Genomic DNA, 26,053 nt, shown 5'->3' with positions numbered 1-26,053 from the left:
TTTCATTAATCAAAGACAAATTGATTATGGTAAAGCTCAGAGTAAAATCCTTTTTGCTGCAATAACTCATGGTGATTGCCTCGTTCAATGACTTGTCCATCTTTAAGGACAATAATTTGATCAGCATTCAAAATGGTTTTAAGCCTGTGAGCAATGACAAAGCTAGTTCGTCCAGCCACTATCGCTTCCATAGCCTTTTGAATTTTACTTTCCGTAACGGTATCGACATTGGAGGTCGCTTCATCCAAAATCAGTACTTCTGGATCGGTCAAAAGGGTACGTGCAATAGAGATTAACTGTTTCTGTCCTGTTGAGAAGACATTGTCATCATCAGAAACCATGGTCTCGTAACCGTCTGGTAAAGACATGATAAAGTCATGAATGTGAGTGGTTCTAGCAGCTGTTTCTACCATTTCTTGGCTAATGCTCTTATCGCCAAAGCGGATATTGTCTGCGATGGTACCTGAGAATAGGACCGATTCTTGCAGAACAATGCCGACTTTTTGGCGGAGACTATCTAAATCATAGTCACGAATATCGTGTCCATCAAAGGTAATCGATCCTGAATCCACATCATAGAAGCGATTAATCAGATTCATAATAGTGGTTTTCCCAGAACCTGTTGGACCAACAACCGCAATCATTTTGCCTTTAGGTGCCACAATAGAAACATCTGATAAAATCTGTTTGCCTGGGACATAACTGAAGTCCACATGATTAATAGCCACATTGTCCTTAAGCTCTGTAAAGCGTCTACCATTTTGCGGACGCACTTCTTCTTTTTCATCAAACATTTCTTGAATACGGCTAGCACCTGTAAAAGCTAACTGCAATTCACCCCAACTAGAAGCGATTTGCATGATGGGTTGATAATATTGTTGAGAATACTGAACAAAGGTTACCACCAAGCCTAAACCGACAGCAGAGGAAATAGAATGGTCATTTAAGACAATGGTTGAGCCAACAAAGATAACGATGGCAGTGTTAATCAAGCTCATCCCATTCATGACAGGAAAGAGAAGCCCTGAAAAGAGACGTCCTTTGAAAGTTGCTGCTCTTACTTTTTCATTATGTTGCAAGAAACCATCGATCGTTTCTTCTTGTACCCCTTGTACAATGATGGCTTTTTGACCAGATATTTTTTCGTCCATGTAAGCATTTAAGCTACTGACTTCTTCTTGTTGAATGGTGGTGTATTTTCGAGCCATTGTAACGATGTAAACCAAAAGTAAAATTGCTACTGGCGTTGAAGCCATGGTTACCCAAGCTAGACGAATATCCTGACGAAACATCATCCAGACAAGGACAATGTAGAGGGCAATATTGGTCAAAACTTGAATCAAAGACTGATTCATGGAGTTTTGAATATTATCCAAATCACTGGTAAAGCGAGATAAGATAGCACCATCCTTATGGCTGTCAAAGAAGCCAACGGTTAAGCGTTCCAACTTCCCAAAAAGACCTTTTCGCATACGATTCGTTGAGTGAGAAATAATTCGAGTAAACAACAGACTGTAAATGAGGCTTGCTAGAGCTGTAAAAAGATAGGTCAAAAGCAACTTCCACATGATGCTTTTAAAAGGAGTCATAGAGGGTTCTACAAGAGCTTGCCCCGTCATCTGACTGACCTGTTTGGCCTTGAAGTAGGACTGCACCCACTTTCCTAATTCTGCTAAGGATTGTCCCAAGAAAACCGGTGCCTTAACTTGTAAATAGGTAGCTAGTACAATAGCCAGAGCTATAAAGACAAATGAGAGTTTGTAACGTTTAAAATAAAACCAGAAAAATCGTAAGGTTTTCATTCGTCTTCCTCCTTCCCTTTTTGTGTCTCGTAGATTTCACGATAGACTGGATTAGTTGCCACTAATTGAGCATGTGTCCCTTGTCCAATCAATTGCCCATCATCTAAAACGAGAATCTTATCTGCCTTAATCACAGAAGAAATTTTTTGAGCAATCATAATAATAGTGGTATCTTTCAATTCCTTATTCAATGCCTCTTGCACTAATTTTTCGGACTTAGCATCTAAAGCAGAGGTTGAATCATCTAAAATTAAGATTTTAGGTTCTTTGATAATTCCTCGAGCAATGGACAAGCGTTGTTTTTGGCCTCCTGAGAAATTGTTTCCACGTTCTTCAACTTGGCTCTCATAGCCATCTGTCATTCTTTCAATAAACTCATGGGCCTGAGCGATTCTAGCTGCCTCTGCTAAAGCCGATTCATCAGCAGAAGATTTGCCTTGACGTAAGTTATCTGCAATGGTCCCTGAAAAAAGAATTGCCTTTTGAAGGACAATAGAGACCGTTTGACGCAATGTTTCTTTACTAAGGCTCTTAAGCGGTCTGTCATCAATTAAGATACGACCTTCTTGAGGATCAAATAAACGAGGAATCAATTGAGCTAAGGTAGATTTCCCAGAACCCGTCGAACCAACAACACCAATCATTTGACCTGGCTCAGCCGTAAAGGAAATATGCTTGAGCGTTGCTTCGCTATCATCGGGATAAGTAAAGCTGACATCTTCAAAGGCAAGTCGTCCATTGAGGTCTTCCACCTTTTGGGTGTCAAAGCTCATGGCTGGCTCAGTCTCTAAGATCTCATTAATACGACGAATAGACACAAAAGCACGACTAGCTTGCATTCCCATAAAACCAACCATCATGATTGAAAAGATGATTTGCCCCATATAAGTCATAAATGAAGCAATATTTCCAATAACCGTTGGCTCTGTTTTAACCATTCCTGAAACCAAATAAATGGAGAAATAAATAGCCATGTAAGAGACTAACATCATAGCTGGCTGCATCAAGGAAAAACCATAACCAATAAAGAGGTTCAAGTCTAATAGCTCATTAGAGATTTCCTTGAACTTCTCATACTGTTCTTTTTCTTGCACAAAGGATTTAACTACCCGTACTCCTCGTAAGTTTTCTTTGGCGATACGGTTAATCTTGTCCATCAATTTTTGGAATATCCCAAATCGTGGACCCATTTGACTCATGACTAAGCCCATAATGACAATAATCAAGATAACCATTAAGACTAAAATCCACCATAACTTTGGAAGTGTTTGGACCGCCATGAAAAAAGCACCAATAAACAGAAGGGGTAAGCGCAAGAGCACTTGGAAAATCATCATAACGAGGTTTTGAATTTGATTAACATCGTTAGTCATTCTCACAACTAAATTCCCTGCATTGAAGGCCTCAACATTGGCATAGGAAAAACTTTGAATTTTTCGAAAGGTCTGTTCACGGATATCTGCTGAAACCCCTTGGGCAATTTTAGCAGCCAAAATGGTATTAAGGGTTCCAGCTAATAAGCCAAATCCTGCAATCCCTAAGAGCCCAATCCCAATTTGAGTGATTTGAGATTTATCATTTTCCAAAACCGCCTTTAAAATATCTTTCAGATAATGAGGTTGTAGCAAAGCACTAGCGACCACTACTGTAATCATTAGTAGCGACAAAGCGGCATACCATTTATAAGACATTATCGCTTTTTTAAGCATCTGTATCTCCTTTATAAGTCATCATATTGTGTTTCAATTGCTGAACGACTTTTTTAACCGTCAGCAATTCTTCTCTTGTGATTTCTTTGAAAAAATAGTTCTCAATATCACGGCGACATTCTTGTAAGACAGGTAGCTTACCTCTTCCTGCTTCTGTCAAAACCACCTGCTTACAACGCTTATCTACCGTCGAGGGAATCACCTCAATAAAACCATTTTTTTCCATACGTTTCACCAAATTACTGGCAACCGATTTTGAAATTTGCAGTTTCTTTTCAATATCTTTAACAAAAATTTCTTGTCCTTTATGCTTTTCCAAAAATACAAGAACATGTCCTTGAGGACCTGCCAAATGTTCAAGGTGATATTTTCTGGCAATCTCGTCACTAATTTGTTCCACTTGATGGGTTAATTCTCGTAAATCAGCTATAATTTGTGACATCTTTTCCTCCTAATTCGTTATCATGGAAACTATTTTAGTTCTCTTGGGAACTATTGTCAATTAAAAGGTCTTATTTTCTGAAAATTTTTAGATTTAAAAACCAAAGCTCTGAAACAAAGTAGCTCCTTTCAAAGAAGACCTTTTCTGTTAGAGTTCGCCTTGGTCTTGTGATATAATAAAGTGATTAGCTCTTAAAGGAGAAATAGAAATGACAAAACAAAAAATCGCCATTTTAGGACCAGGTTCATGGGGTACCGCCCTATCACAAGTTCTTAATGACAATGGTCATGAAGCCCGTCTTTGGGGAAATATTCCTGCACAAATTGACGAAATTAACAATCAGCATACCAATACCCATTATTTTAAAGATATCGTTTTAGATGATAAGATCAAAGCGACCTTAGATTTAAAAGAAGCTTTAGCTGATGTGGATGCTGTCCTATTTGTGGTTCCCACTAAGGTGACACGTTTAGTAGCTCAACAAGTGGCTCAAGTCTTAGACCATAAAGTTGTTGTCATGCATGCTTCAAAAGGATTAGAGCCAGGAACGCATGAACGCCTCTCTACTATCTTAGAAGAAGAGATTCCAAGTGACTTGCGAAGTGACATTGTGGTTGTTTCTGGACCAAGTCACGCTGAAGAAACGATTGTTCGAGACATTACCTTAATCACAGCAGCTTCCAAAGATATTGAAGCCGCTAAGTACGTTCAGTCTCTCTTTAGCAATCATTACTTCCGTCTCTACACCAATCCTGATGTCATTGGTGTCGAAACAGCTGGTGCCCTTAAAAACATCATTGCCGTTGGAGCTGGTGCTCTTCATGGCCTTGGTTATGGTGATAATGCCAAAGCAGCCGTCATTACTCGTGGTCTAGCTGAAATTACTCGCCTTGGTGTCAAACTCGGAGCCGATCCACTCACTTATAGTGGTCTTTCTGGTGTAGGAGACTTAATCGTCACAGGAACTTCTGTTCACTCTCGTAACTGGCGTGCTGGTGATGCCCTTGGCCGAGGTGAAAAACTAGAAGATATCGAACGCAATATGGGCATGGTCATTGAAGGTATCTCCACAACCAAAGTTGCCTACGAAATTGCTCAAGAATTGGGTGTTTACATGCCCATTACTAGCGCTATCTACAAGTCCATCTATGAAGGTGCTGACATTAAAGAGAGCATTCTTGGCATGATGTCAAACGAATTCCGTTCTGAAAACGAATGGTATTAAGAATTGGTCTATAGAAATGAGGGTCTATTCATGACTAAAGTCAGAAAAGCCATTATTCCAGCAGCAGGTCTGGGCACACGCTTTTTACCTGCCACCAAAGCATTAGCCAAAGAAATGCTTCCTATTGTGGATAAACCGACGATCCAATTTATCGTCGAGGAAGCCTTAAAAGCAGGTATTGAAGAAATTTTAGTTGTTACCGGAAAAGCCAAACGTTCCATTGAAGATCACTTTGATTCCAACTTTGAATTAGAATATAATCTTCAAGCTAAAGGCAAAAAAGAGCTCCTAAAACTGGTTGATGAAACAACAGCTATCAATTTGCATTTCATCCGACAAAGTCATCCAAGAGGCCTTGGAGACGCTGTGTTACAAGCAAAAGCTTTTGTCAGTAACGAACCCTTTGTGGTCATGTTGGGGGACGATTTGATGGATATCACTGATCCTACTGCCAAAACCCTAACCAAACAACTCATCGACGACTACGATCGAACTCATGCTTCTACTATTGCTGTTATGAAAGTTCCTCACGAAGAGGTTTCTAATTATGGCGTTATCGCTCCTCAAGGAAAAGCACTTAATGGTCTCTACAGCGTGGACACCTTTGTTGAAAAACCAAGTCCTCAAGAAGCTCCTAGTGATCTGGCTATCATTGGTCGTTACCTGCTAACCCCTGAAATTTTTGCCATTTTGGAAAACCAAGCGCCTGGGGCTGGCAATGAAGTCCAGCTAACGGATGCTATTGATACCCTAAACAAGACACAAAGAGTTTTTGCTCGTGAATTTACAGGAAAACGGTATGATGTGGGAGATAAATTTGGTTTTATGAAAACCTCAATTGATTATGCTCTCAAACATGAACAAGTCAAAGATGACTTAAAAGCTTACATTATCAAATTAGGCAAAGAATTGGAAAATGATTCAAAATCATAAGTTAAAAAGGAATTGGACTAAAATCCAATTCCTTTTCTTTTTCTAAAATAAAAAGCAATAAGCTAAAACAGCCACGAGTATTAAGACATAAGCAATAAAAGCTAAGGCGCGATGACTTTTTGAAAAGACAGTTTTCTCTAATTGGCTTCCTAGCGCTAGTCCAAGTAGTGAACCGCCCACAATACCACCGACATGTCCAGCCATACTAACGTTTGGCATAAAGAGATTTAATAGGAGATTGACAACTATCAAGGTTTGATAGGATTTCCCAACTTCTTTTAAGGCACGATTTTGACCAAAAGTTCCTAACACCATGATGGCAGCAAATAGACCAAACAAAGAGGTAGAAGCACCCGCAGCCACGGTTTCAGGAGTCAACCACATGGTAAAAGCATTCCCCATCACTCCCGATAACATATAGAGCAACAAAAAGTTTCGAGAACCCCAGATATCTTCTGCCATTTGACCAACAAAGTATAAGGTCAAGGCATTCACAAAGAAATGTCCTAAACCAATATGAACAAATATTGGGGTGATTAAGCGCCAAAGTTGATCTGGCATGGCTTTTACTACTATCCCAAGCATCCCACCAAATTGATAGACCGCATGAGAGCTAGTGGCTAGATTCCCATAAATCAGTTGCATGCTTAAAAAAACAAGACTGGTTACAAGTAATAAAAAAACAGTCATGGGATAATTTTTAAAAGGTCTTCTCATTGACAATACACCTCACTCACAGCTACATCGTGGTCTTCTGGCTCAAATGACCTTAATTGACTCTTATAAATGGCACTAACTGTCATCCCACTATAATCCGCTAAATAACGGTCATAATAGCCAGCTCCATAGCCAATACGATGACCCGAAGCATTAAAGACAAGTCCTGGAACATGTATCATGTCAATGGCTTCTTTGGCAAAAGGAACATCGCTTTTAGGTTCTAAAAGACCAAAAGCTGTTTTCATCAACTCATTGAGATGATAAGGGACAAAAATCATTTTTCCTTGCGGATAAGTTTTGGGAATCAAAACAGTCTTTTTATCCTGAATAGCCTGCTCAATTAAAGCTTGTGTTTGATATTCATGCGGCATCGCTAAGTAAGTCGCAATGGTCCGAGCCTTTTGGTATGCTTCACTCTTTGTCAATTCTTCTAAAAGTGCTTTATCTTTTGATTGTTTTTCTGCCTCTGGCATAGCCTTTAAGTGCTCTAGCACCTGCTTGCGATAGTCTTTTTTTGTCATGTCCTTATCATATCATAAAGAGGAAGTGATAGACAAGGTTACTTTTAGAGGTATTCTATGATAATATAAGACTTTTTATTTCCCAAAAATCCTTTTGTATAGGGCTTTTAGAGAGTATGTGAAAAAAGAAAGCAGAGCCTAGATTAACTAAATTTTTCAAAAAACTCTAAGAAGTTTTCATTTTAAGGAAACTTTAAGTTTTCTAGGTTATGATATAGACATCCTAAATAGCGGTTCCCTAAAGCCGCTGGGAGAAAAGGTATTCCCTTGTTTTCCCTTTTCATAAATCTCCTGGGCACCCATAATGGGTGCCCAACCCTTGTTTTTAGTTAGTCAGTTCCCAAACTGACCTTTTTTGTTGCATTCCTTTTGGAAATTATTAAAAAGAAAGCTCACTTGAGCTTTCTCAGTTTGAAGAAAAAGTCACTTTTCGCTACTTTCCTTAGGTGCTGTCGGATGGTAGCGACTTCTTAGAAGAATTCCATACCTAACTGTCGAGCCTAAGGTCTCGCCAGTTCCGAGTGTCTAATATCTTGCTATTAAAGGGATTTTAGACACTTTCAGCACGGCGGAAGTAGCCTTAATAAGCTCGCTATCGCTCGCAGAAATAGGATATTTAGTAAATCCCTTGCAAAGCTTCCCATCCTATTGGTACTGGGACATGGGGTTTGTCTACAGTCTGGAGCCTGGGACAAAAGCTCGTCGACAATTAGAAAAAACGAACAAAGATAGACTTAAAACTTTGAAAAGCTGTCTTTGTTTGTTTTTATTTCTATTTTGTTAACAAATCAGAACAGGTAATGTGGAATTTCTAAAATGAAAATCTTTTTGTCCCAGACTCTTTTTCGATTAATTAGCTTGACGTTTAAACAGACCACTAATCTTAGCTTCTGATTCTTCTGCTTTTATCAGCAGATCTCCATCATCTGTCAATTCATAAGGACACTCTTGAGAGACGGCATTCCCCCAAACATTCCCTTCTAAAAACATGGTTTTCTGAGAAGGATTTAGCTGACCTTCGAAATCATATTTTCCTAAAAGACTATCTAATTGGTAATGAACATGTTTATTATCACTGATGGTTATGGTTCCTTTAGCGCCGGCTTCTTGTCGCACATAAGTTCCATTGATGGATTTCCCACAGCCTGCTAAACTAATCAACAGCATTAGAGGGAGAAGTAAAGTTGCTAATTTTTTCATTTGATTACTTTCTATTCTAGCTTTTTCTAAGCATCATATTCCTTGAAGCCACTAGCTTTAAGGTCTGAAATCAGATTTTCTAAGTCCTCGTCGGTGTAACCTGAAGTTGATTCACTAGACTCCAGTTCCACTTGGTCATTGTTTCCAACATTAGCGTAATAACCATAGTAATTGTAATACACTCTTGACTTGTCGTTATAGGTTTCGGTAATCTTATATACCGTTACCAATCTCACTTCTGGTTTTTCCTCACTGTTCCAATAACCTTGTGTCTCTGGACTATATTTCATGTAATGAGACTGTTTTTCAATCTGATACGTTGTATAAGAGGTATTGGCATATTTAGATTTTGCCAAGTCATCATTTTTGGCTAACAAGTCATTCAGATTACTAATCTCAGTGATTTCTTTAAGACCTGTTACTTTCCATTTCTTCGATTTAGGTTTAATCGTCTTACCTTCATTTAGCAACTGATGAAGATAATCTTCTGAAATCGTCAGAGATAGCTCATCACCGTTTGCTAAATTCTTTTGTTCCTCAATTTGATAACGATTATCAAAGAAATCTAAATCATGTTTGCCCTTAGGTAAGGTAACTGATCCGTAATGATTATACCCCTTTAAAACCACAGGATGTTCCTTCAAAAACTCATCTATACTAGTAGACTTAAGTTTTGATAAGCCTTTAACCGTATAAGTTTTTTTCTGCGTTTTGATAGGTGATTTACTACTACTTGATTGAACTGAGAAAATGACCTTATCCCCATTTGATAGGTTTTCGCTACGTCCCAATTCAACCCGAATAGTGCCAAGCATAGCACTCGCCTTATCAAATTTTCCTTGTAACTTGGGATCCAAGCGGATATCTGTCATTATGATAGGATCATTATCAAGAATGTCTTGTGCTTGTTTTTTGCTAAACCCCATCTTTTTATAGACAATCTTTGAAATCTCATTACCAACTTCACGATCATTATAATGAGCATTTCCAAAACCATCATAACCACTAAAAGTAATTTTTACTTTATTCAAAATGCTTTTTGGCTGTCCCTGATAGTAAGTATACCCAATTCCAATCAAAGCAATAATGGCAAGTCCCCCAATTAATGTTTTACCATTCGATTTTACTGTCTCTTTTAGCTTATCTACGTCTACCATTCTTTTCCCCAATCCTTTTTCCAAGAGCTATTTTACTGATTTGTCATAGCGTTAATCAAACGTTCTGTTTGTTCACTAGTGTGCTTACCAACATTGGTATCCTGATAACGTTGGCTAATAAGCTCTTGAATAGCTTCTTTACAGACCACTGTTTTTTCTTTTTCAAAAACAACAACACTAATGGCATGAGATTGTCCAGAGGTTAAATTTAAGGTTAAAATAGTTTGTAAAGAACTTAGAACCGTCAATATCCCATAAGCTGTCCGGATGAAACCTAAAAAGAAACTATCCGATAGTTGCCCAAATCCCATAAAGGTGAAAAACAGTCCCCATAAAAATGATTTGAGATCTAATTTGAAGGAATCATCAACTGTTGCAATTTGCTCTACTGGAATGGTACGATTTTGTGCCCCTAATGGAATCACCTTTAAAATCGTGTTAGGATTAGATACTTTAATAAAGTTTCCTTCTACACCAACAGAAGCTTTTAAGTAAGACGTGATAAACGAATAGGTCATCCTTTTCTCCCCTTGAAAATAGTTTTCGGTTTTTCCGAATTAACACCCCTATTATATCTAGCTCACATAGCAATGTCAATATTATTTTACAAATAATGATAAAGAGAGAGGTAAAGGTCAAAAAGTGACAAAACATCACAAGAAAAAAAGCCCCTAGAGGGACCTTTTTAACTTTGATTAAAGACGAGCATTTAATTGGGCACTTAGCTCTTCAAATCCTGGTTTTCCAAGAAGCGCAAACATGTTACGTTTGTAAGCTTCTACACCTGGTTGGTCAAATGGGTTGACCCCATTCATGTAACCTGAAACCGCAATAGCTAATTCGAAGAAATAAATCGTATAACCTAATGTAAATTCGTCTTGAGCTGGAAGAGTCACAAACATATTTGGTACCCCACCATCTGTATGCGCAAGAAGAACGCCATCTGTTGCTTTTTTATTGACAAAATCAACATCTTTGCCTTGAAGGTAACCAAGACCATCAAGATCCTCAGCCATTTCTGGAATGATGATGTTTTTACGTGGTTTATCTACACGAATCACTGTCTCAAAAAGGTTACGGTAGCCTTCTTGGATAAATTGGCCTAGTGAGTGCAAGTCTGTTGAGAAGTTAGCTGATGTTGGGTAAATACCTTTTTGGTCTTTTCCTTCTGATTCACCGGCTAATTGTTTCCACCATTCACCAAAATACTGAAGAGATGGCTCATAGTTAGCTAAAATTTCAGTAATGTAGCCTTTACGGTAAAGCACATTACGAACAGCTGCATATTGGTAAGCGATGTTTTCAGAGATCTTATCAGAAGACAATTCCTTACGAGCGGCATTTGCCCCTTCCATAAGAGCTGTAATATCTGCTCCTGAAGCTGCAATCGGTAATAGTCCAACAGCTGTTAAAACTGAGAAACGTCCACCAACATTATCTGGTACGACAAAGGTTTCCCAACCATTAGCGTCAGCTTCTACTTTAACGGCACCTTTGGCTTTATCAGTCGTTGCGTAGATACGTTTGTTAGCTTCTTCTTGACCGTATTTTTTAGCGAGTAATTCTTTGAAAACGCGGAAAGCAATGGCTGGTTCAGTTGTTGTACCAGACTTAGAAATCACATTAACAGAGAACTCTTTATCTTGCACATACTCTACTAAGTCTGCAAGATAAGTTGATGAAATTGAGTTTCCAGCATATACAATCTGCGGTGCTTTACGCTCAGAAGCACTTTGTAAGTTAGCAAAATGGTTGTTCAAGAAATCAATCGCTGCTTTAGCACCAAGATAAGAACCACCAATACCAATCACAACAAGCACTTCACTGTCTGATTTGATTTTTTCTGCTGCTTTTAGGATACGTGCAAATTCGTCTTTGTCATAGTTTTCAGGTAAGTCAAGCCATCCTAAAAAGTCTGAACCTGGACCAGTTCCTTGACGTAATATCTTGTCAGCTTCCGTAACTTGACCTTGTAAAAAGTCAATTTCATGTTGGCCAGCAAATTTTTCTAAAACTTTTGAATAATCAAATGTAATATGTGACATCCTAACAATTCCTCCATCGTTTTCATTCTCTACTATCATACCCCTTTGTGAGCTTTTTTTCAATCATTTCCAATTATTTTCTATGATTTTGGCTTTCAAGGAAACTAAAGTTGGGTTCTGATGATTTCAATTCGGGTGATTACCCCTTCATGCATATGATCAACTCTAAGGGCTACATCAGGAAAAGCAATAGAAGCTCCTAATCGGGCTGTTTTCCCTTCCTTTTCAAGGTAACGTAGCATCATATCTCTCATTAATTCGTTTTTGTCGACAAGCGGTAGTTGCACCCTAGCCACACGACAAGCCATTGCCACCTTTTGACTTCCTCTGACAATAATACTAGAGGCATCATCAAAGCTTGTAAAAAGGTACTTACGAGTCGCAAACAAAATAGTCAGGGCAATAACACTTAAAAGGGAATCCACAGGAGAGCCGTGAGAAACTACAATCTGGCGTGCAATAGCAAATAATAGGACTTCGATAATGGTACCTGAGGTATGCTTACTCAACATTTTGATTAACTCGACCCCAATAGCGATACTCATTGCCTGATTCAAAAAGTTTTGCAAGTAGGTATCCAGACCTGTCTTAATAGAAAAAATACCTGTCAAGGTCAAGGCCAAATGCCCTGTCAAAATCAACAAGGAAACAAGTAAAATAATGGAAATAATAATCTCGATATAATAAGACATCTCATAGAGTCTCACCTGTAAGTATTTTCTCATCTAATCTCCTTTTCTCTCCTCCATTATATAAAAAATCTAATCTTTTGAAAATAAAAAAAGAGCACACACTCGACATCGCTTAGGGCTGCTGGATTCCTCCCCTGACCCACTTCACGCACAAGTGTTGCTCCACTATCAATTATAACATAATACTAAAAAATTGCAAGAAGGACTCCTAAGGTGAGTCCTGTTTATATTAATAAGCACTGCTCGTTGAGCAGTGCTTATTATCTCATTTTTAATCTATTGTTGTTCCTGGCTTTAAGCGTCTTGTATAACGGTCTCGTTGAGTATACCCATTCGCCTCTGTGTACCAATTAGAATTTCCATAGCCACTTCCTCTACCACGTGAGATTCCAGATGGCAAATCTTGTCCGGGACCAACCAAAGTTCCTTGGAAAGAATGTTTCTCTTTCCAGTCCTCATCAATTTCTTCTTCAGTCATACGTCTGTAGACATAATAAGTATATAGCTTGTCTTCACTTGGTGCATCCCCATATCCTCGATCTGCAATACGAGAACCAACATCATCTGTTGAGATAGAAATACCTTCACCAGCTAAATCTTTGAATTTTTCTGCCTTTAGAATATCATCTAAAGAATTTCCGATATCAAAAACTTTTTCCTCAAAAACACTTGAATCCAATTTCTTTAAGACGTTAGCTTCTTTTTCTAATGGTTTAAATTGTACTTTGAATTTACTTAATTCTCCTCGGAAAGTCGGATTTAATTTTTCAAATAAGATGGTATTTTGCTGAATTCCCGCTAAAAAGGACAGGTTATCAACATTAAAGTTTTTTCTATACTTCTCTTTAATCTTTGTAGTAAAAGTCCAAACAACAGTATCATCCATTCGAACACCAGATTCTGCTAGACGCTCAACTAAAACTTTTGAGAAAAATCCCTTATTTTTAATATTTGTAAAAGCACTTAAACCACTACTTTGCCCAATATGAGCCGGAAACTTATCCCATTCCTGATCAAATTTGCCACGCTCTGTTTCAAAATCATAAACCCAACTAGGACGTGCTTTACTTTCTCCGGTTCTTCTAACATTGTCGATTTTTTCAATATTAACTGACGTTGGTTCCTCAACTTCTCTAGGCAAGAACACAACATAATCAGGTGATAACCACCATTCCTTGTTTTTATTGAAAGTAACCTTCCAAGTAATTTCATTTCTATAGGCATCGTATGATTTTGTGTAATCTACAATATCTGAAACTTGTCCATTATCTGTCCACCATAAGTTCAATTTAACAGTGTTATCATAAGCACTTTCTGCCTTAACATTGGCTGGGGCTGAGATGGCTAACAATCCAAGACAGGTGCTTAGAGTTGCCACTGCTGTGATTTTTTTCATTGCTTTCATTAGCTATATTTTCCTTTTTAATTTTATTTAATTATATTATAAATATAAACAAATTTTATGTCAATAATTTTATAATAATTTTTATTTTATTTTTAATAAAATCCTATATTATCTCAATAACAATTTTTAAATCCTATTTGAAATACTGCAATAGCGAGCATATTGGTTTCATCTCAACATTAGTGTGCTATAATATTCCTATTAGAATCGCTTGGGGAGATCCTATGAAGAAAAGGAAACTTATCACGATAGCTATTTGCCTATTACTGCCTGCTTTAGCTAGCTGCTCCTTACTAGAAGAAAAGGGAATAACTGCCAATAATGAACAAAGCCAGCTAAAAGAAACCGAACAAAAAGCTATTGTCCAAAAAATAGCTAATAACTACTATTATCAACAATTAAACAAAAAGCAACAAGACAATTACATTAAGCTCTACCAGAGCTTATCGCAATTTCGTGAAGTGATTAGCCTAAGCTCACAGTCCAAAAAGAGCCTCATAAAAACTATTGACGCCTTTGTTATGGATAATCCCGAGTTCTTTTGGATTACCTCTGCTGATTATCATTTTGAGATTTCTGACTATGATGCTTATGTCACTTTCCCAATTCCTAAAGATATTAAAACAACCTACCAAAAGCTGCAAAGCACTGCAGATGAGATTGTTTCTAAGATGCCTCAAGGAAGTGATTACGACAAGGTCAAGTATTTTTATGAAGTCATTGTTCAGCAAACCGACTACAATAAAAAAGCCTTTGAGGCCTATCAGTCAGGTGATTCCTCTAAAATCGCCTCTAATCAAGACATTCGCAGTGTCTTTTTGAATCACTTATCTGTGTGTAATGGCTATGCACAAGCCTTCCAACTTCTTTGTCAAAAGGCAGGCATTCCGGTTGCTTATATTAGAGGGACTGTTACCTCTCACCAAACCCAAGGCAGCTATCCACATGCTTGGAATACCATCATGCTTGATGGAAAATGGTATGCCGTTGATACCACTTGGGGAGATCCTGTTTTTGATAGCCAATTATCAGGAAACCCTCATACGGATACCAACTACCATTTCTTATGTCTACCTGATAGCTTGATGAATCTATCTCATCACGCTAGTTCTGATATTGATTTTAATCATACCGAAACTTATCAAAATGTATGGAAAATGCCTGTTTGTTCTGACGACTCACTGCTTTATGCGAAACAACATCAGAGCTATTTTGACACCTATGATACTAACCAGGTCTTAGATAGCGTTGCTAATCAGCTTGCTAAAAGTCAAACTCCAATCACTATCCAATTTTCCAATCAAGAAGCTTACGAAGACATGGTAAGGGATTTAGCCACCAACCAGGAACAGTATCATCACTTATTTAGTAGCTACCAAGATCACTATAGTGGCTACACTTATAGTCAAGTCCCTGAGGTTTATGCTATTTCCTTTAACACCCAGACAGCATGATAGCCATTAAACAATTGAAAAACACTGACCTATTTCCCTAACATCTGGGATCGGTCAGTGTTTTTTCATTCTTACCTAACTCATTATCCAGTTTTGCCTCTTCTTTTGCTAAATGCTTAGCTTCTTTTTTCTTATCGCGTCCTTGACGGAAAAAGGTCTGCATGATTTGAGCGCATTCTTCTGCCAAGACACCTCTTTCCACCTCAACCCGATGATTTAAGCGTGAATCGGTTAAAATCTGATAGAGGCTATCTGTTCCACCGAATTTTTGGTTGCTAGCGCCGTAAACCACATGAGGAATTCGTGCTAAACCAATGGCGCCACTGCACATGACACAGGGTTCGATAGTGACAAAGAGTGTCGTATCAAGTAGACGCCAGTTGCCTTCATGGGCATTGGCTTCATTAATGGCCATGATTTCAGCATGCATGATAGCTTGGTTAAGCTCCTCACGCGCATTGTGCCCACGCCCAATGATTTTTCCATCTTTGACAATGACACAGCCTATTGGAATTTCCTCTTTTATTAAGGATTTTTCAGCTTCCTTCAGGGCTTCACGCATAAAATAGTGATATTCTTCTTGACAGTAAGCCATTAGGTCAAACTCCCTAAATCCCAAGTCTGATGTGGTAAAGACAGATCAACCGGGATATCTTGAGCATGGGCTTGGGCTTGCTGACGCAAGATAGTCAAATGATTATCTGGATCAATTCCTTTTGGAGGCAAAGGAGGCATATGGGTCAAAACCAAGCGCTTAACGCCTGCTTCCTTAGCAATTTGTCCAGCTTCCTTAGTGCTCAGATGGGCAATGTGGTTTTCATTGCCTTCATAAAGATAGACATCCGCTAAGAACAAATCAGCTCCTTTCGTAAAAGGGGCTAATTGATCAAAGTAACCTGTATCTCCAGTAAAGACCAATACTTGACCAGTTTCTCTCTCCAAAATACGAAAGGCATAACAAACAACAGGATGAACCGTTTTGATAAAGGTAATGTCAAAAGGTCCAATCGTTTGAGTCCCATCAACATCATAAGTAATCCCTTCAGACACTTCTGGAATAGTGAGTTTTGCAAACTCATTGGCATCTTCTTGATGGCCATAAATTGGCAGAACCTTAGATTGCCAAAGGTGTTTGGGATAAAGTTGGTAATAGTGTCTTAAAACACCTAAATCAGCCACATGATCAGGATGGTAATGACTGATAATCACAGCATCTAAATCCAATGGACTGATTTCTTTTTCTAATTCATTAAGGCAACGACTACCGGCATCCATCAGTAATTGAAAGCCGTCATGTCCTGTTACCAAATAAGAGGTTGTTCCACCATCTTGATAAGGATAACCTCCCCACGAGCCTAAGGTTGTTAATTTCATGACCACACCTTCTTTCTTTTCTCTTATTATATCAAATCTAAAGCTAAAAGGTTTTTCTCAGGCCTAAAAAAGCTCCCGTTTTGGGAGCTACTTTCAATTAAGGCTTACGATTTACGAAAGAATCCTGGTATTTTAGGGCAATCAAGGTCGCGATAATGGCCTTTATGCTATCGCCTGGAATAAAAATTAGGTTAGACAAAAAGGAAGCTCCCAAGGTCATTCCGGTATAAGCTGATAACCAAATGGCACCCATAACATCCACTAATAAGACACCTGAGATAAAGATGGCTAAAAATGCTGCCACTGCTTTTTTTCCTTTGCACTTTAGATATATTACGGAAAAAACAAGAGGCACTAATACATAAGCAACCACATAACCAGCAGATGGCCCCATCAAAACAGGAATCGTCGTTCTTGACCCTGAAAAAACAGGTAAAAAGAGTCCAATAATCAGAAACAATAGAACTGATAAACTGCCTTTTTTACCACCCAAAATCAAACCTGCCAACATGATGCCTAAATTTTGCAAAACGATAGGAACCGGTATAAAGCCTAATGGAATGGCTGGAATAAGACCTAAAACAATAATCAAGGTCGTCATCATAGCGACTTTAACTAAATCTTTGGTTGAAAACATGTGATTACTCCTCTAAAAAATAAATAGTCTTGTGCCTACGACAGGCTGGATTAAAAGGACTAAGGCAGAAAGGACAATGACCAATATCATATTCTGAACGGCTTAAAAGTCTGCGACAATGACCACAAATCACAGGATAAGCCTCTTTGAGACTAGTTGCCTGAAAAGCATGATCTTCTAGACTATCATGGCACTGATAACAAGCATAATAATGCTGACAAGTGGCACATTTTAAGCCAACAATGTCAAGCACACTATGGTAGTGAATGCAGCGGTATTCAGGGTCTAAGTCAATTCCGTAACAATCTGTCATATGATATCCTCTGTAATAGTTTAATAGAGCTAAGATATTTTGTCAACCTATTTTTTGTTACAGGGTAACCATTGGTGTTGAAAGAACAAGAAAAAACCAATGGAATAGGAAAAAGACTGAAACTCTCGTTCAGCCTTTAGGAATGCTTTAAAAATTACGACTTGATTTATTGTATCCATAACGTTCCAAGAAATCTTCACGGAATTCAAGTAAGTTGTCATCCATGATTGCCTGACGAACCTTTTTCATTAAGTTAACTAGGAAGTAGAGATTATGATAACTTGTCAAACGAATACCAAAGGTTTCATCTGCTTTAAGCAAGTGACGAATATAAGCACGTGTGTAATTTTGACAGGTGTAACAATCACAGTCATGGTCAAGGGGGGTAAAATCTTCCGCAAACTTAGCATTCTTAACCACTAGACGTCCTTCACTAGTCATACATGTCCCATTTCTGGCAATCCGTGTTGGCAAGACACAGTCAAACATATCGACACCACGGATAACACCGTCAATCAAGCTATCTGGCGCACCTACACCCATCAGATAACGTGGTTTGTTTTCAGGTAATAATGGGGTTGTGAAATCCAGTACCGCATTCATCTCATCATGGGTTTCACCAACAGCCAGTCCACCAATTGAGTATCCAGGGAAGTCCATTGACACTAAATCAGCTGCTGATTGACGACGTAAGTCCTCAAAACCAGCTCCCTGAACAATTCCAAACAAGCCTTGGTCATGTGGACGGCGGTGTGCCTTTAACCCACGTTCTGCCCAACGACTGGTGCGTTCAATAGATTTCTTAACATAGTCATAAGGTTGATAGAACTGAGGGCACTCATCAAAGCTCATCATAATATCTGAACCTAGATTATTTTGGATTGAAATAGCTTTTTCTGGAGAAAGGAACATTTTTGAGCCATTTAAATGGTTTTTAAAGGTTACACCTTCTTCAGTAATATTACGTGAATCAGCTAAAGAATAAACTTGGAAACCACCTGAATCAGTAAGGATTGGTTGATCCCAGTTCATGAATTTGTGAAGGCCACCAGCTCTTGCAATTAACTCATCACCAGGGCGGAGCCACAAATGATAGGTATTAGAAAGGATAATTCCTGAACCCATTGCTTTCAATTCTTCAGGAGATTGTGTTTTAACAGTGGCTTGTGTTCCAACTGGCATAAACATTGGTGTCGGAAAGGTTCCATGCGGTGTGATAATCTCACCCAGACGGGCACCCGTGTGCTTTTCTTTTTTAATCAGACGATACTTAATTGGATAATCTGTCATATTGTTATTCCTTGCTATCAAGATAAACAGTCTTGAGCGATTTTGCATCTTCCTAATTCTTATCAGGAAGATGGGCTTGTTTAAAGCCTTATCATTTTACCAAAAAAACAGGTCCTTGTCATGCCTTCTGACAAGTCAACTTTTCTTTAAAATAACTATTGCTATTTTAAAGCTTTATTCAAATATGATATAATAGCCCAAAGGAGTTCACTATGTCAATTCGAGAAATTAAAAGGCAAGCTCGCCAAACCCTTAAAGGGCTTTCGGGAAAGTATTTGCTATTTTTAATGCCTACTTTACTTTCCATTTTTTATATGGGAATTGAGGTACACCAGTCTTACATTATCAATCAAGGAATTGAAATGTCTGTGGGTGCCAATTACTTCCCCCTACTGATTACTATCATATTACTTCTACTCACTCTTTCAGCTAGTTTTACGATGATAGAGGTGGTTAGATATCACCGCACTAGCGTTACTTTTTCAGAAAGCACCACTGCCTTTTCAAGAGACTATATCGGCAAAATCTTAATCTTAGCCTTCGTCAAATGGCTTCTGCTATTAGTCTGGTCTCTGGTCTTGATTATTGGAGTGATCATATTAGCTATTGGGGTATTTGCCTTGCTTACCAATCTTAAAGCTGGAACCAATAATAAGATGTCAATCCTACTAATCGTTTTAGGTGTTATGGTTTGCTTGGTCGGACTGGTTATCTACATCAACCGTTATTATGCCTATAGTCAATCTGAATTTATTTTATATGATAGGGTCAAAAATCAAAACTATCTAGGCTCTATAGCAGCTATTGAAGAGAGCAAATACCTGATGGATGGCTACAAATGGTCTTACTTTTGGCTACACTTTAGCTTTATCCTATGGATTTTTGGTAGCATGCTAAGTTTTGGTCTATTATATTTCTATGTTTTACCTTATTTACTCACCTCAAAAGCGATTTTCTATCAAAAGCTAAAGGATCGTTATGATCAATTAGATGAACCTTTAGAAGGCGACCGTTTGCCTCTACCAGGCTTGACTAAAAAATCAAGTCCTATGCCTGATTAAAAGAGACCTATCGCCTACAAAAAAAGCTTGGACCATATGGCCCAAGCTTTTTTAACTTCTTCCTAGATTATTTGAGTTTGTTTTCTTTGGCTTGACATTCAGGACAAATACCATAGGCAATGACGGGAATACGCGTCACCTTGTAACCGGTCTGTTGGTGAGCCTCTTTGGCAATATCCATAACGTCCACATCCATAAAGTCAGCAATTTTCCCACAGCTTTCACAAACCACATTGACATGCTGATGACCCATAAAGTCATAGTAGGTCGTTAAATCATTGGCAATTTTTAACTCTGATACAAACCCTTCATCAACGAGTACCTTAAGATTATTATAAACGGTAGCCAAACTCATATTTGGGTATTTTGGCTGTAAATCTTTATAAATCATATCCGCACTGGGATGATCTGTGGACTGTATTATGTAAGAAATAATAGCCTTACGTGTCTCTGTAATCCGAATGTGCTTATCTCGTAGATGCTCTAGGACGTTTTCATAGGCATCTAGGGCTTGCTGATGTGAATGAATGTCCATAAGCTACTACCTCATCATTTTTTCTCATTATAACATAAGTTGTCTCTTCGTATCATCAAAAGGACTTAAAAGTCCTAAATGATAGCAGAATGAAGCGGAAATAATCTTTTAAGAACACCAATAGTAAGCGACCATAAAAATGGCAAGAAAAGCAAGTGCAATCAGCAACATGATACCTACTAATTTTAACAGGAGTTTTAATAATATTTCCAATCCGTTCATGAAACACCTCATTATTTTTCATGTTATTATAACACAAATGTTAAAAATGAGGAATAGATAGCCTTTATTTTGCTTCATACCAACTTTGACCAGTATTTTCGTCTGCCTGTAAAGGCACTGCTAGGCTAACTGCCGATTCCATGGTTTCCTTGACCAATTTCTTAACAGCTTGTAGTTCTTGTTCAGGAACTTCTAAGACAATTTCGTCATGTACTTGTAGTAGCATTTTGGCTTCAAATTGACCATCTTGCAAGGCCTGATCTAAGTTAATCATGGCAATCTTAAGGATATCTGCAGCACTTCCTTGGATAGGGGAATTAATGGCTGTGCGTTCCGCAAAGGACCTGAGATTGAAATTACGCGAGTTGATGTCTGGTAATTCACGACGGCGCTTGAAGAGCGTCTCCACATAGCCCTTATCTTTTGCTTCTCGTACCACTCTTTCCATATAGTCCTTGATGCCTGGGTAGCGTTCGAAATAAGTATCAATATACTGTTTCGCTTGTTTTCGACTAATCCCTAGATTGTTAGAGAGACCGAAGTCCGAAATCCCATAGACAATACCAAAGTTAACAGCCTTAGCATTTCGGCGATCATTAGCTGTAACATCTTCTGGCTTTTCAATTCCAAAGACACGCATAGCCGTCGCCGTATGAATATCAGCTCCTTCTTTAAACGCAGCAATCAAGTGCTCGTCACCCGAAATATGAGCTAAGACCCGTAACTCAATTTGAGAATAATCCGAACTTAACAAAAGGGAATCGGCTTGAGACGGGGTAAAGGCTTTACGAATCAAGCGACCTTGCTCGAGGCGAATCGGAATATTTTGCAAGTTAGGGTCTACACTGGACAGACGTCCTGTTTGGGTCAAATCTTGCACGTAACGGGTATGAATTTTGCCATCTGACATAATATAATCTTGTAAACCAATGACATAGGTCGACTGGAGTTTAGTGATTTGACGATAGTCCAAAATCTTAGCCACAATAGGAGCAATGGGTGCTAATCGCTCTAAAACATCCACTGCTGTTGAATAGCCTGTTTTAGTCTTTTTGGTCATCTCAAGCGGCAGCCCCATCTTGTCAAATAAAATGACTCCTAGTTGCTTAGGTGAATTAATATTAAAGGTCTCACCAGCCATCTCATAGATAGTCTGTGTCAGCTCTTCAATAACAATTTGGTTTTGAAGGGCCATTTCCGTTAAACTGGCTCTGTTAACTGTAATCCCCTGAATTTCCATCTTAGCTAAGACATTAGCCAAAGGTAATTCAATAGCTTGATAAAGGTCTTTTTGATCATGTTCAACCAGTTTATCTAAGACGAGCGGTTTACTATCCAAAAGCACCTTGACTTTACGCGCCAAATGCCCTAGTAGAATATCCTTCTCTGGAACCGCACGCTTGACCCCTTTACCATAGACGACTTCATCTGATTCCAATGGAATCTTAGTAAACAATCGCGCAATAGTGGTCATTTGATTGTCTTCAACATTGGATAAGAGATAGTTAGCTAGTCTCGCATCATAGGCAGGAGCTGGGATATCAATGTCTAAATGGCTTAATAACACTTTGCTGCGTTTAAAATCATAAGTAGCCATAGGCTTAGCCAAAATCTCTTTGAAGAGATCTTGGGACAAAAGACTTATATCATCACTCGCATAGATAGCCTCTTGATTGCCCCAGGCAAAGGCAATCATACGATCTCTATGATAGTTATCATTTAAGACCTCAAAGTAAAAGACATCATCATCAGAAAAAAGCTCCCTACTAAGACTGCTCACCTCTTGATAAGCAATAGTAGCTACTTCTTCTTGAGGCAACTGACTGGATAAGGCTTGCTTTAACTGTTTAAAGTCCATCTCATCATAAAATTGAGACAAGAGGGCTAAATCAGGTCCTGTATAAGAAATATCATCCAGTCCAATGGTTATAGGCGAGCTGGTATTTATGGTCGCCAATTCTTTAGACAAGAAAGCTTTTTCCTTGTCATTGATGAGGTTTTCTTTCATCTTAGAGGCTTTAAAGCCATCAATGTTGGCATAGATTCCTTCTAAACTACCATACTCGTGTAAGAGTTTGAGACCTGTTTTTTCGCCAATCTTTGTAACACCTGGAATATTATCCGACTTATCGCCCATCAAAGCTTTTAAGTCAATAAATTGATCAGGTGTCAGCCCCATTTTTTCCATTAAATAAGCTGGGGTGAATTCTTCAAATTCTGCTACCCCTTTTTTGGAAATTTCAACTACTGTATTAGCATCTGTAAGCTGAATTAAATCCTTATCCCCACTGACAATAGTCACATCAAAAGGAACCTCAGTACGCTCTGCCATTTTATCAAGCGTCCCGATGATGTCATCAGCTTCATAGTTTTCCAAATCATAATAAGCAATCCCTAACGCTGTTAGCATCTCACGAATATAAGGAAACTGCTCCCGAAACTCATCAGGTGTCTTAGCACGGCCTGCCTTATAATCGGCAAACATCTCTGTCCTAAAAGTGGTTTTCCCCGCATCAAAAGCCACCAAAACATGTGTAGGATGGACACGCTTCATCATATGATCAAGCATCAAGTGAAAGCCATAAATAGCATTGGTGTGAAGACCATTGTGATTTTTAAAACGGTCAATTTGATTGTAAAGAGCAAAAAAGGCACGAAAGGCTACCGATGAGCCATCAATTAATAGTAATTTATTCTTGTTTTCCATAGCCTTATTATATCACAAGTCTTGATAGAAGAAGCTTCTAAGCCTCCCTTTCTCATAAGGATAAAAGAAAAACTGCTCTCAAACGAGAACAGTTTCATTAGAAAAAATTACCGAAAGTTGTTTATTTAACATTATAGAAATCTATCATTCGAGCATGAAATTGTTCCATCGTTAAATCGGAATTAACTTTAAGTTTTTGGCCGTAATTGCCTGTTTCAAGTGCTTCTTCTAATTTTTCTTTAAAGGCATCATCTTTAAATTCAGGCCATAAGCTGTAGAATTGATGAGTGATTGAGATATCATCAAAGCTATAGTATTGGATTTTCTGATCAAAATTACTCATGATACTTTGAGGAATGAGATAATAAGTGTCACGATGAACGGTGTATTTTTGATACTCAACTTTAGATTTTAAAAATGCTGTAAAAATCTTAGCTGGTGTAGCTTCTGCTTGTGCACCGATGGCACAGCCATCATAAGGGCTGCTGCAGCTGTGGCTAGGGATACGATTAGTTTCTTTTTCATTAGGTTTCTCCTTTTTGATTGAGCAGGGGAGCTTGCTTGTCTCACAAGCTCCAAGTGAAGGGGCAATAGGTCAGTAAACTTTTTTCTTAAAAAAGAAACAAAGCAACTTTTTTAAATTATCTTTTCATTAGCTTTGTTAAGTTATTGTTAATTAACTTATAATTTTATTATACTTTTTTTATTTTCTTTGACAAGGTATTTTTTGACTATTTTTCATATTTTTATTGTTTTGTCATTTTAAAACCCATTTAAACCAGACATTCTCAAGATTTTCTGCCAAAAAATAAACAAAAAAGAAGAGAAAATACAAGTCTCTTCTTTTTTAATTTAATATTAACTAAATGCTATTTCATCCATTTAGAAACTTTATCCGTATTGGCATCAACCCATTTTTTAGCCGCTGCTTCTGGGCTCATGCCCTTATTAATATCTAACATGACTGCTTCCATGTCTTTTTGAGACCAATGGAATCGATCGATGATTTTATAGACGGTTGGCATATCTTTTTTCAGCCCTTTACGAGCAATGGTATTGATATTTTCTTCTGAACCAAAGCTTCCTTTTGGATCTTTTAGGTATTTCAAATCATACTTGGCAAACATCCAGTGTGGCGACCAAGCGGTGACGACAATAGGCTCTTTTTTCTTAATAGACTGGTCTAGGGATGTTGTCATAGCTCCTGTTGATGCTGATACAAGCTCCCAACTTGATAGGTTATCATAATCTTTCAAAGCATTTTTAGCAGCATTCATGATACCAGCTCCTGGCTCAATACCAGTTACTTTTTGGCTAGCTTGATCTGATAAATCAGCAATACTATTAACATCAGTCATATAAGTTGGAACAGCTAATCCTAGCTTGGTTCCTTTAAGGTTTGGCCCTAGATCATCTAAATCTTTTTGGTATTTTTTGTATTGTTGCCCGTGAGTGACTGGTAACCAAGCACTAGTAGAGAAGTCTGCATTACCATTGGCAACGGTCTGCCACATGACAGCATTATCAAGAGGCGTTAACTCAACTTGATAACCTTCTTTTTTCAAGGCTTCAGCGATAACATTCGTAGAAGCTACTTCTGAATCCCACTGGACATAGGCAATTCTTACCTTCTGCCCTTTTTCAGCTGAACCTGAGGTCATCATGACAACAGAACGTCCAATAGCTGAGAAAAGGAAAATAGCAAGGGCAGCAATTCCAATCCATTTGTTGGTTTTTCCTGCTTTTGACTTGTCTTGTGGTTTGCTGTTAAAGAGTTGAGTCATTCTATCTAGAATAATAGCTAAAATAACAAGGGCTAAACCACTAACAAAACCACTTCCGATATCAGCATGTTGTAAAGCTGATAAGACTTCACGACCTAAACCAGGGGCTCCGATCATAGATCCAGTTACCACCATAGATAGGGCTAGCATCATGGTTTGGTTAACACCAGCCATAATAGTATTTTTAGCTAAAGGTAACTCTACCTTAAATAGCTTTTGCTTAGCTGTTGATCCAAAAGCATCTGAAGCTTCGACTAATTCTGTAGGAATATCACGAATGGCTAAATTAGTGAAACGAACCGTTGGTGGCAAAGCAAAGATCACTGAGGCAAAGACACCCGGTACCATACCAATACCAAAGAAGGCAACGGCTGGAATTAAGTAGACGAAGGCTGGCATGGTTTGCATAAAGTCCAAAATGGGATTAACCACTTGACGCACAGTCGCTTTTTTAGCCATCCAAATACCAAGAGGGATACCAATTAGAATGGAAATCAAACTGGCTACCAAGACTAGGGTAAAGGTATTAATCAACTGTTCCCATAGACCCTGATTATAAATGAAAAGTAGTCCTAAAAGGGTAAAGGTTGGTAATGGCCATTTCTTCTTAGCCAAAAAGAACATGGCAAGGGTCACTAAGGCAATAAAAAGTAAGGGATGGATAAACAAAAGGGTATTGGTTACCCAGTCCATAAGAAAGCTACCTACTTGTTGCATCAAGTCAAAGAGACCTGAGAAGGTTTTGGTCAGCCATTCCGTAAAGGTTTCAACCAGTTGAGCAACTGGCAATTTATGTTGTAATAAATGTTCCAAAATGTCTTTTCT

The 26,053-nt window shown here is 38.3% G+C and carries 24 protein-coding genes and 1 other RNA gene; 4 read left to right on the top strand and 21 right to left on the bottom strand.

Annotated elements, in window-relative coordinates:
- Positions 1-5: 5 nt before the first annotated feature.
- The 3 genes from STRIC_RS00440 to STRIC_RS00430 are packed head-to-tail and all read right to left on the bottom strand — an operon-like array spanning position 6 to position 3,953.
- On the bottom strand, positions 6-1,802 hold the full coding sequence (locus STRIC_RS00440; RefSeq protein ID WP_008087056.1) for an ABC transporter ATP-binding protein: 1,797 nt from the start codon (positions 1,800-1,802) through the stop codon (positions 6-8).
- Positions 1,799-3,511: an ABC transporter ATP-binding protein gene (locus STRIC_RS00435; protein WP_008087393.1), complete on the bottom strand. Its 1,713-nt coding sequence runs from the start codon at positions 3,509-3,511 to the stop codon at positions 1,799-1,801. Before STRIC_RS00435 ends, STRIC_RS00440 begins: the two co-directional genes overlap by 4 nt.
- Complete coding sequence (locus tag STRIC_RS00430) at positions 3,504-3,953, bottom strand: MarR family winged helix-turn-helix transcriptional regulator (protein WP_008087348.1); 450 nt, start codon at positions 3,951-3,953, stop codon at positions 3,504-3,506. Before STRIC_RS00430 ends, STRIC_RS00435 begins: the two co-directional genes overlap by 8 nt.
- A gap of 208 nt (positions 3,954-4,161) precedes the next feature.
- On the opposite strand from STRIC_RS00430, the gene STRIC_RS00425 reads away from it, so the two are divergent.
- Both STRIC_RS00425 and galU read left to right on the top strand, forming a co-directional pair.
- The gene (locus tag STRIC_RS00425) at positions 4,162-5,178 is read left to right on the top strand and encodes an NAD(P)H-dependent glycerol-3-phosphate dehydrogenase (protein WP_008087007.1); all 1,017 of its coding nucleotides are present in this window, start codon (positions 4,162-4,164) and stop codon (positions 5,176-5,178) included.
- 30 nt (positions 5,179-5,208) lie between these two features.
- A complete protein-coding gene (gene galU / locus STRIC_RS00420) occupies positions 5,209-6,111 on the top strand; it encodes a UTP--glucose-1-phosphate uridylyltransferase GalU (RefSeq protein ID WP_008087224.1) in 903 nt (300 codons plus the stop codon).
- 42 nt (positions 6,112-6,153) lie between these two features.
- Here galU and STRIC_RS00415 read toward each other — a convergent pair whose 3' ends face one another.
- From STRIC_RS00415 to STRIC_RS00380, 9 genes are all read right to left on the bottom strand, one after another.
- Entirely contained in the window at positions 6,154-6,828 is a 675-nt protein-coding gene (locus STRIC_RS00415) for a rhomboid family intramembrane serine protease (protein WP_008087346.1), read from the bottom strand.
- Positions 6,825-7,352 (bottom strand): 5-formyltetrahydrofolate cyclo-ligase, encoded by a 528-nt coding sequence (locus tag STRIC_RS00410; protein ID WP_008087027.1) that lies wholly within the window; start codon positions 7,350-7,352, stop codon positions 6,825-6,827. The genes STRIC_RS00415 and STRIC_RS00410 overlap by 4 nt, the downstream gene beginning before the upstream one ends.
- A gap of 849 nt (positions 7,353-8,201) precedes the next feature.
- A complete protein-coding gene (locus tag STRIC_RS00405; RefSeq protein ID WP_008087096.1) occupies positions 8,202-8,552 on the bottom strand; it encodes a hypothetical protein in 351 nt (116 codons plus the stop codon).
- 26 nt (positions 8,553-8,578) lie between these two features.
- The gene (locus STRIC_RS00400) at positions 8,579-9,709 is read right to left on the bottom strand and encodes a hypothetical protein (protein ID WP_008087311.1); all 1,131 of its coding nucleotides are present in this window, start codon (positions 9,707-9,709) and stop codon (positions 8,579-8,581) included.
- A 32-nt stretch (positions 9,710-9,741) separates the two neighbouring features.
- On the bottom strand, positions 9,742-10,227 hold the full coding sequence (locus STRIC_RS00395; protein ID WP_008087353.1) for a hypothetical protein: 486 nt from the start codon (positions 10,225-10,227) through the stop codon (positions 9,742-9,744).
- A 177-nt stretch (positions 10,228-10,404) separates the two neighbouring features.
- The gene (locus STRIC_RS00390) at positions 10,405-11,754 is read right to left on the bottom strand and encodes a glucose-6-phosphate isomerase (protein ID WP_008087031.1); all 1,350 of its coding nucleotides are present in this window, start codon (positions 11,752-11,754) and stop codon (positions 10,405-10,407) included.
- Positions 11,755-11,858: 104 nt separating this feature from the next.
- Complete coding sequence (locus STRIC_RS00385; RefSeq protein WP_008087211.1) at positions 11,859-12,479, bottom strand: hypothetical protein; 621 nt, start codon at positions 12,477-12,479, stop codon at positions 11,859-11,861.
- Between the two features lie 45 nt (positions 12,480-12,524).
- Positions 12,525-12,620: signal recognition particle sRNA small type (ffs, locus tag STRIC_RS11515), an RNA gene on the bottom strand.
- A 97-nt stretch (positions 12,621-12,717) separates the two neighbouring features.
- Positions 12,718-13,851: a hypothetical protein gene (locus STRIC_RS00380; RefSeq protein ID WP_008087387.1), complete on the bottom strand. Its 1,134-nt coding sequence runs from the start codon at positions 13,849-13,851 to the stop codon at positions 12,718-12,720.
- Positions 13,852-14,075: 224 nt separating this feature from the next.
- On the opposite strand from STRIC_RS00380, the gene STRIC_RS00375 reads away from it, so the two are divergent.
- Positions 14,076-15,305 (top strand): transglutaminase domain-containing protein, encoded by a 1,230-nt coding sequence (locus STRIC_RS00375; protein WP_008086963.1) that lies wholly within the window; start codon positions 14,076-14,078, stop codon positions 15,303-15,305.
- A 37-nt stretch (positions 15,306-15,342) separates the two neighbouring features.
- On the opposite strand, the gene tadA is transcribed toward STRIC_RS00375, so the two are convergent.
- The 5 genes from tadA to tgt form a co-directional block, all read right to left on the bottom strand.
- Positions 15,343-15,900, bottom strand: a complete 558-nt coding sequence (gene tadA / locus STRIC_RS00370) for a tRNA adenosine(34) deaminase TadA (RefSeq protein ID WP_008086913.1) — start codon at positions 15,898-15,900, stop codon at positions 15,343-15,345.
- Positions 15,900-16,679 carry an MBL fold metallo-hydrolase gene (locus STRIC_RS00365; protein ID WP_008087038.1) on the bottom strand — a complete coding sequence of 260 codons (780 nt, stop codon included), beginning with the start codon at positions 16,677-16,679 and terminating at the stop codon, positions 15,900-15,902. The genes tadA and STRIC_RS00365 overlap by 1 nt, the downstream gene beginning before the upstream one ends.
- Before the next feature lie 97 nt (positions 16,680-16,776).
- Positions 16,777-17,316, bottom strand: coding sequence for a biotin transporter BioY (locus STRIC_RS00360; protein ID WP_008087362.1), 540 nt, complete (start codon positions 17,314-17,316; stop codon positions 16,777-16,779).
- Positions 17,317-17,320: 4 nt separating this feature from the next.
- Positions 17,321-17,629 (bottom strand): CHY zinc finger protein, encoded by a 309-nt coding sequence (locus STRIC_RS00355; RefSeq protein WP_008086987.1) that lies wholly within the window; start codon positions 17,627-17,629, stop codon positions 17,321-17,323.
- A gap of 147 nt (positions 17,630-17,776) precedes the next feature.
- A complete protein-coding gene (gene tgt, locus STRIC_RS00350) occupies positions 17,777-18,919 on the bottom strand; it encodes a tRNA guanosine(34) transglycosylase Tgt (RefSeq protein ID WP_008087326.1) in 1,143 nt (380 codons plus the stop codon).
- 212 nt (positions 18,920-19,131) lie between these two features.
- Between tgt and STRIC_RS00345 the strand changes: the two genes are divergently transcribed.
- Positions 19,132-19,980 carry a DUF975 family protein gene (locus tag STRIC_RS00345; RefSeq protein WP_008087202.1) on the top strand — a complete coding sequence of 283 codons (849 nt, stop codon included), beginning with the start codon at positions 19,132-19,134 and terminating at the stop codon, positions 19,978-19,980.
- 67 nt (positions 19,981-20,047) lie between these two features.
- Here the strand turns inward: STRIC_RS00345 and perR are convergent, their stop codons facing one another.
- From perR to STRIC_RS00325, 4 genes are all read right to left on the bottom strand, one after another.
- Positions 20,048-20,515 (bottom strand): peroxide-responsive transcriptional repressor PerR, encoded by a 468-nt coding sequence (gene perR / locus STRIC_RS00340; RefSeq protein ID WP_008087149.1) that lies wholly within the window; start codon positions 20,513-20,515, stop codon positions 20,048-20,050.
- 286 nt (positions 20,516-20,801) lie between these two features.
- Entirely contained in the window at positions 20,802-23,444 is a 2,643-nt protein-coding gene (polA, locus tag STRIC_RS00335; RefSeq protein WP_008087153.1) for a DNA polymerase I, read from the bottom strand.
- A gap of 121 nt (positions 23,445-23,565) precedes the next feature.
- Positions 23,566-23,787 carry a hypothetical protein gene (locus tag STRIC_RS00330; RefSeq protein WP_008087249.1) on the bottom strand — a complete coding sequence of 74 codons (222 nt, stop codon included), beginning with the start codon at positions 23,785-23,787 and terminating at the stop codon, positions 23,566-23,568.
- 526 nt (positions 23,788-24,313) lie between these two features.
- Entirely contained in the window at positions 24,314-26,041 is a 1,728-nt protein-coding gene (locus STRIC_RS00325; RefSeq protein WP_008087098.1) for an ABC transporter permease/substrate binding protein, read from the bottom strand.
- Positions 26,042-26,053: the final 12 nt, after the last annotated feature.

The sequence above is a fragment of the Streptococcus ictaluri 707-05 genome (genome assembly GCF_000188015.2).
GTDB classification, from domain to species: Bacteria; Bacillota; Bacilli; order Lactobacillales; family Streptococcaceae; genus Streptococcus; species Streptococcus ictaluri.
Note: the sequence above shows the minus strand (reverse complement) of the source record. Positions and strands in the feature narration are given on the sequence as shown.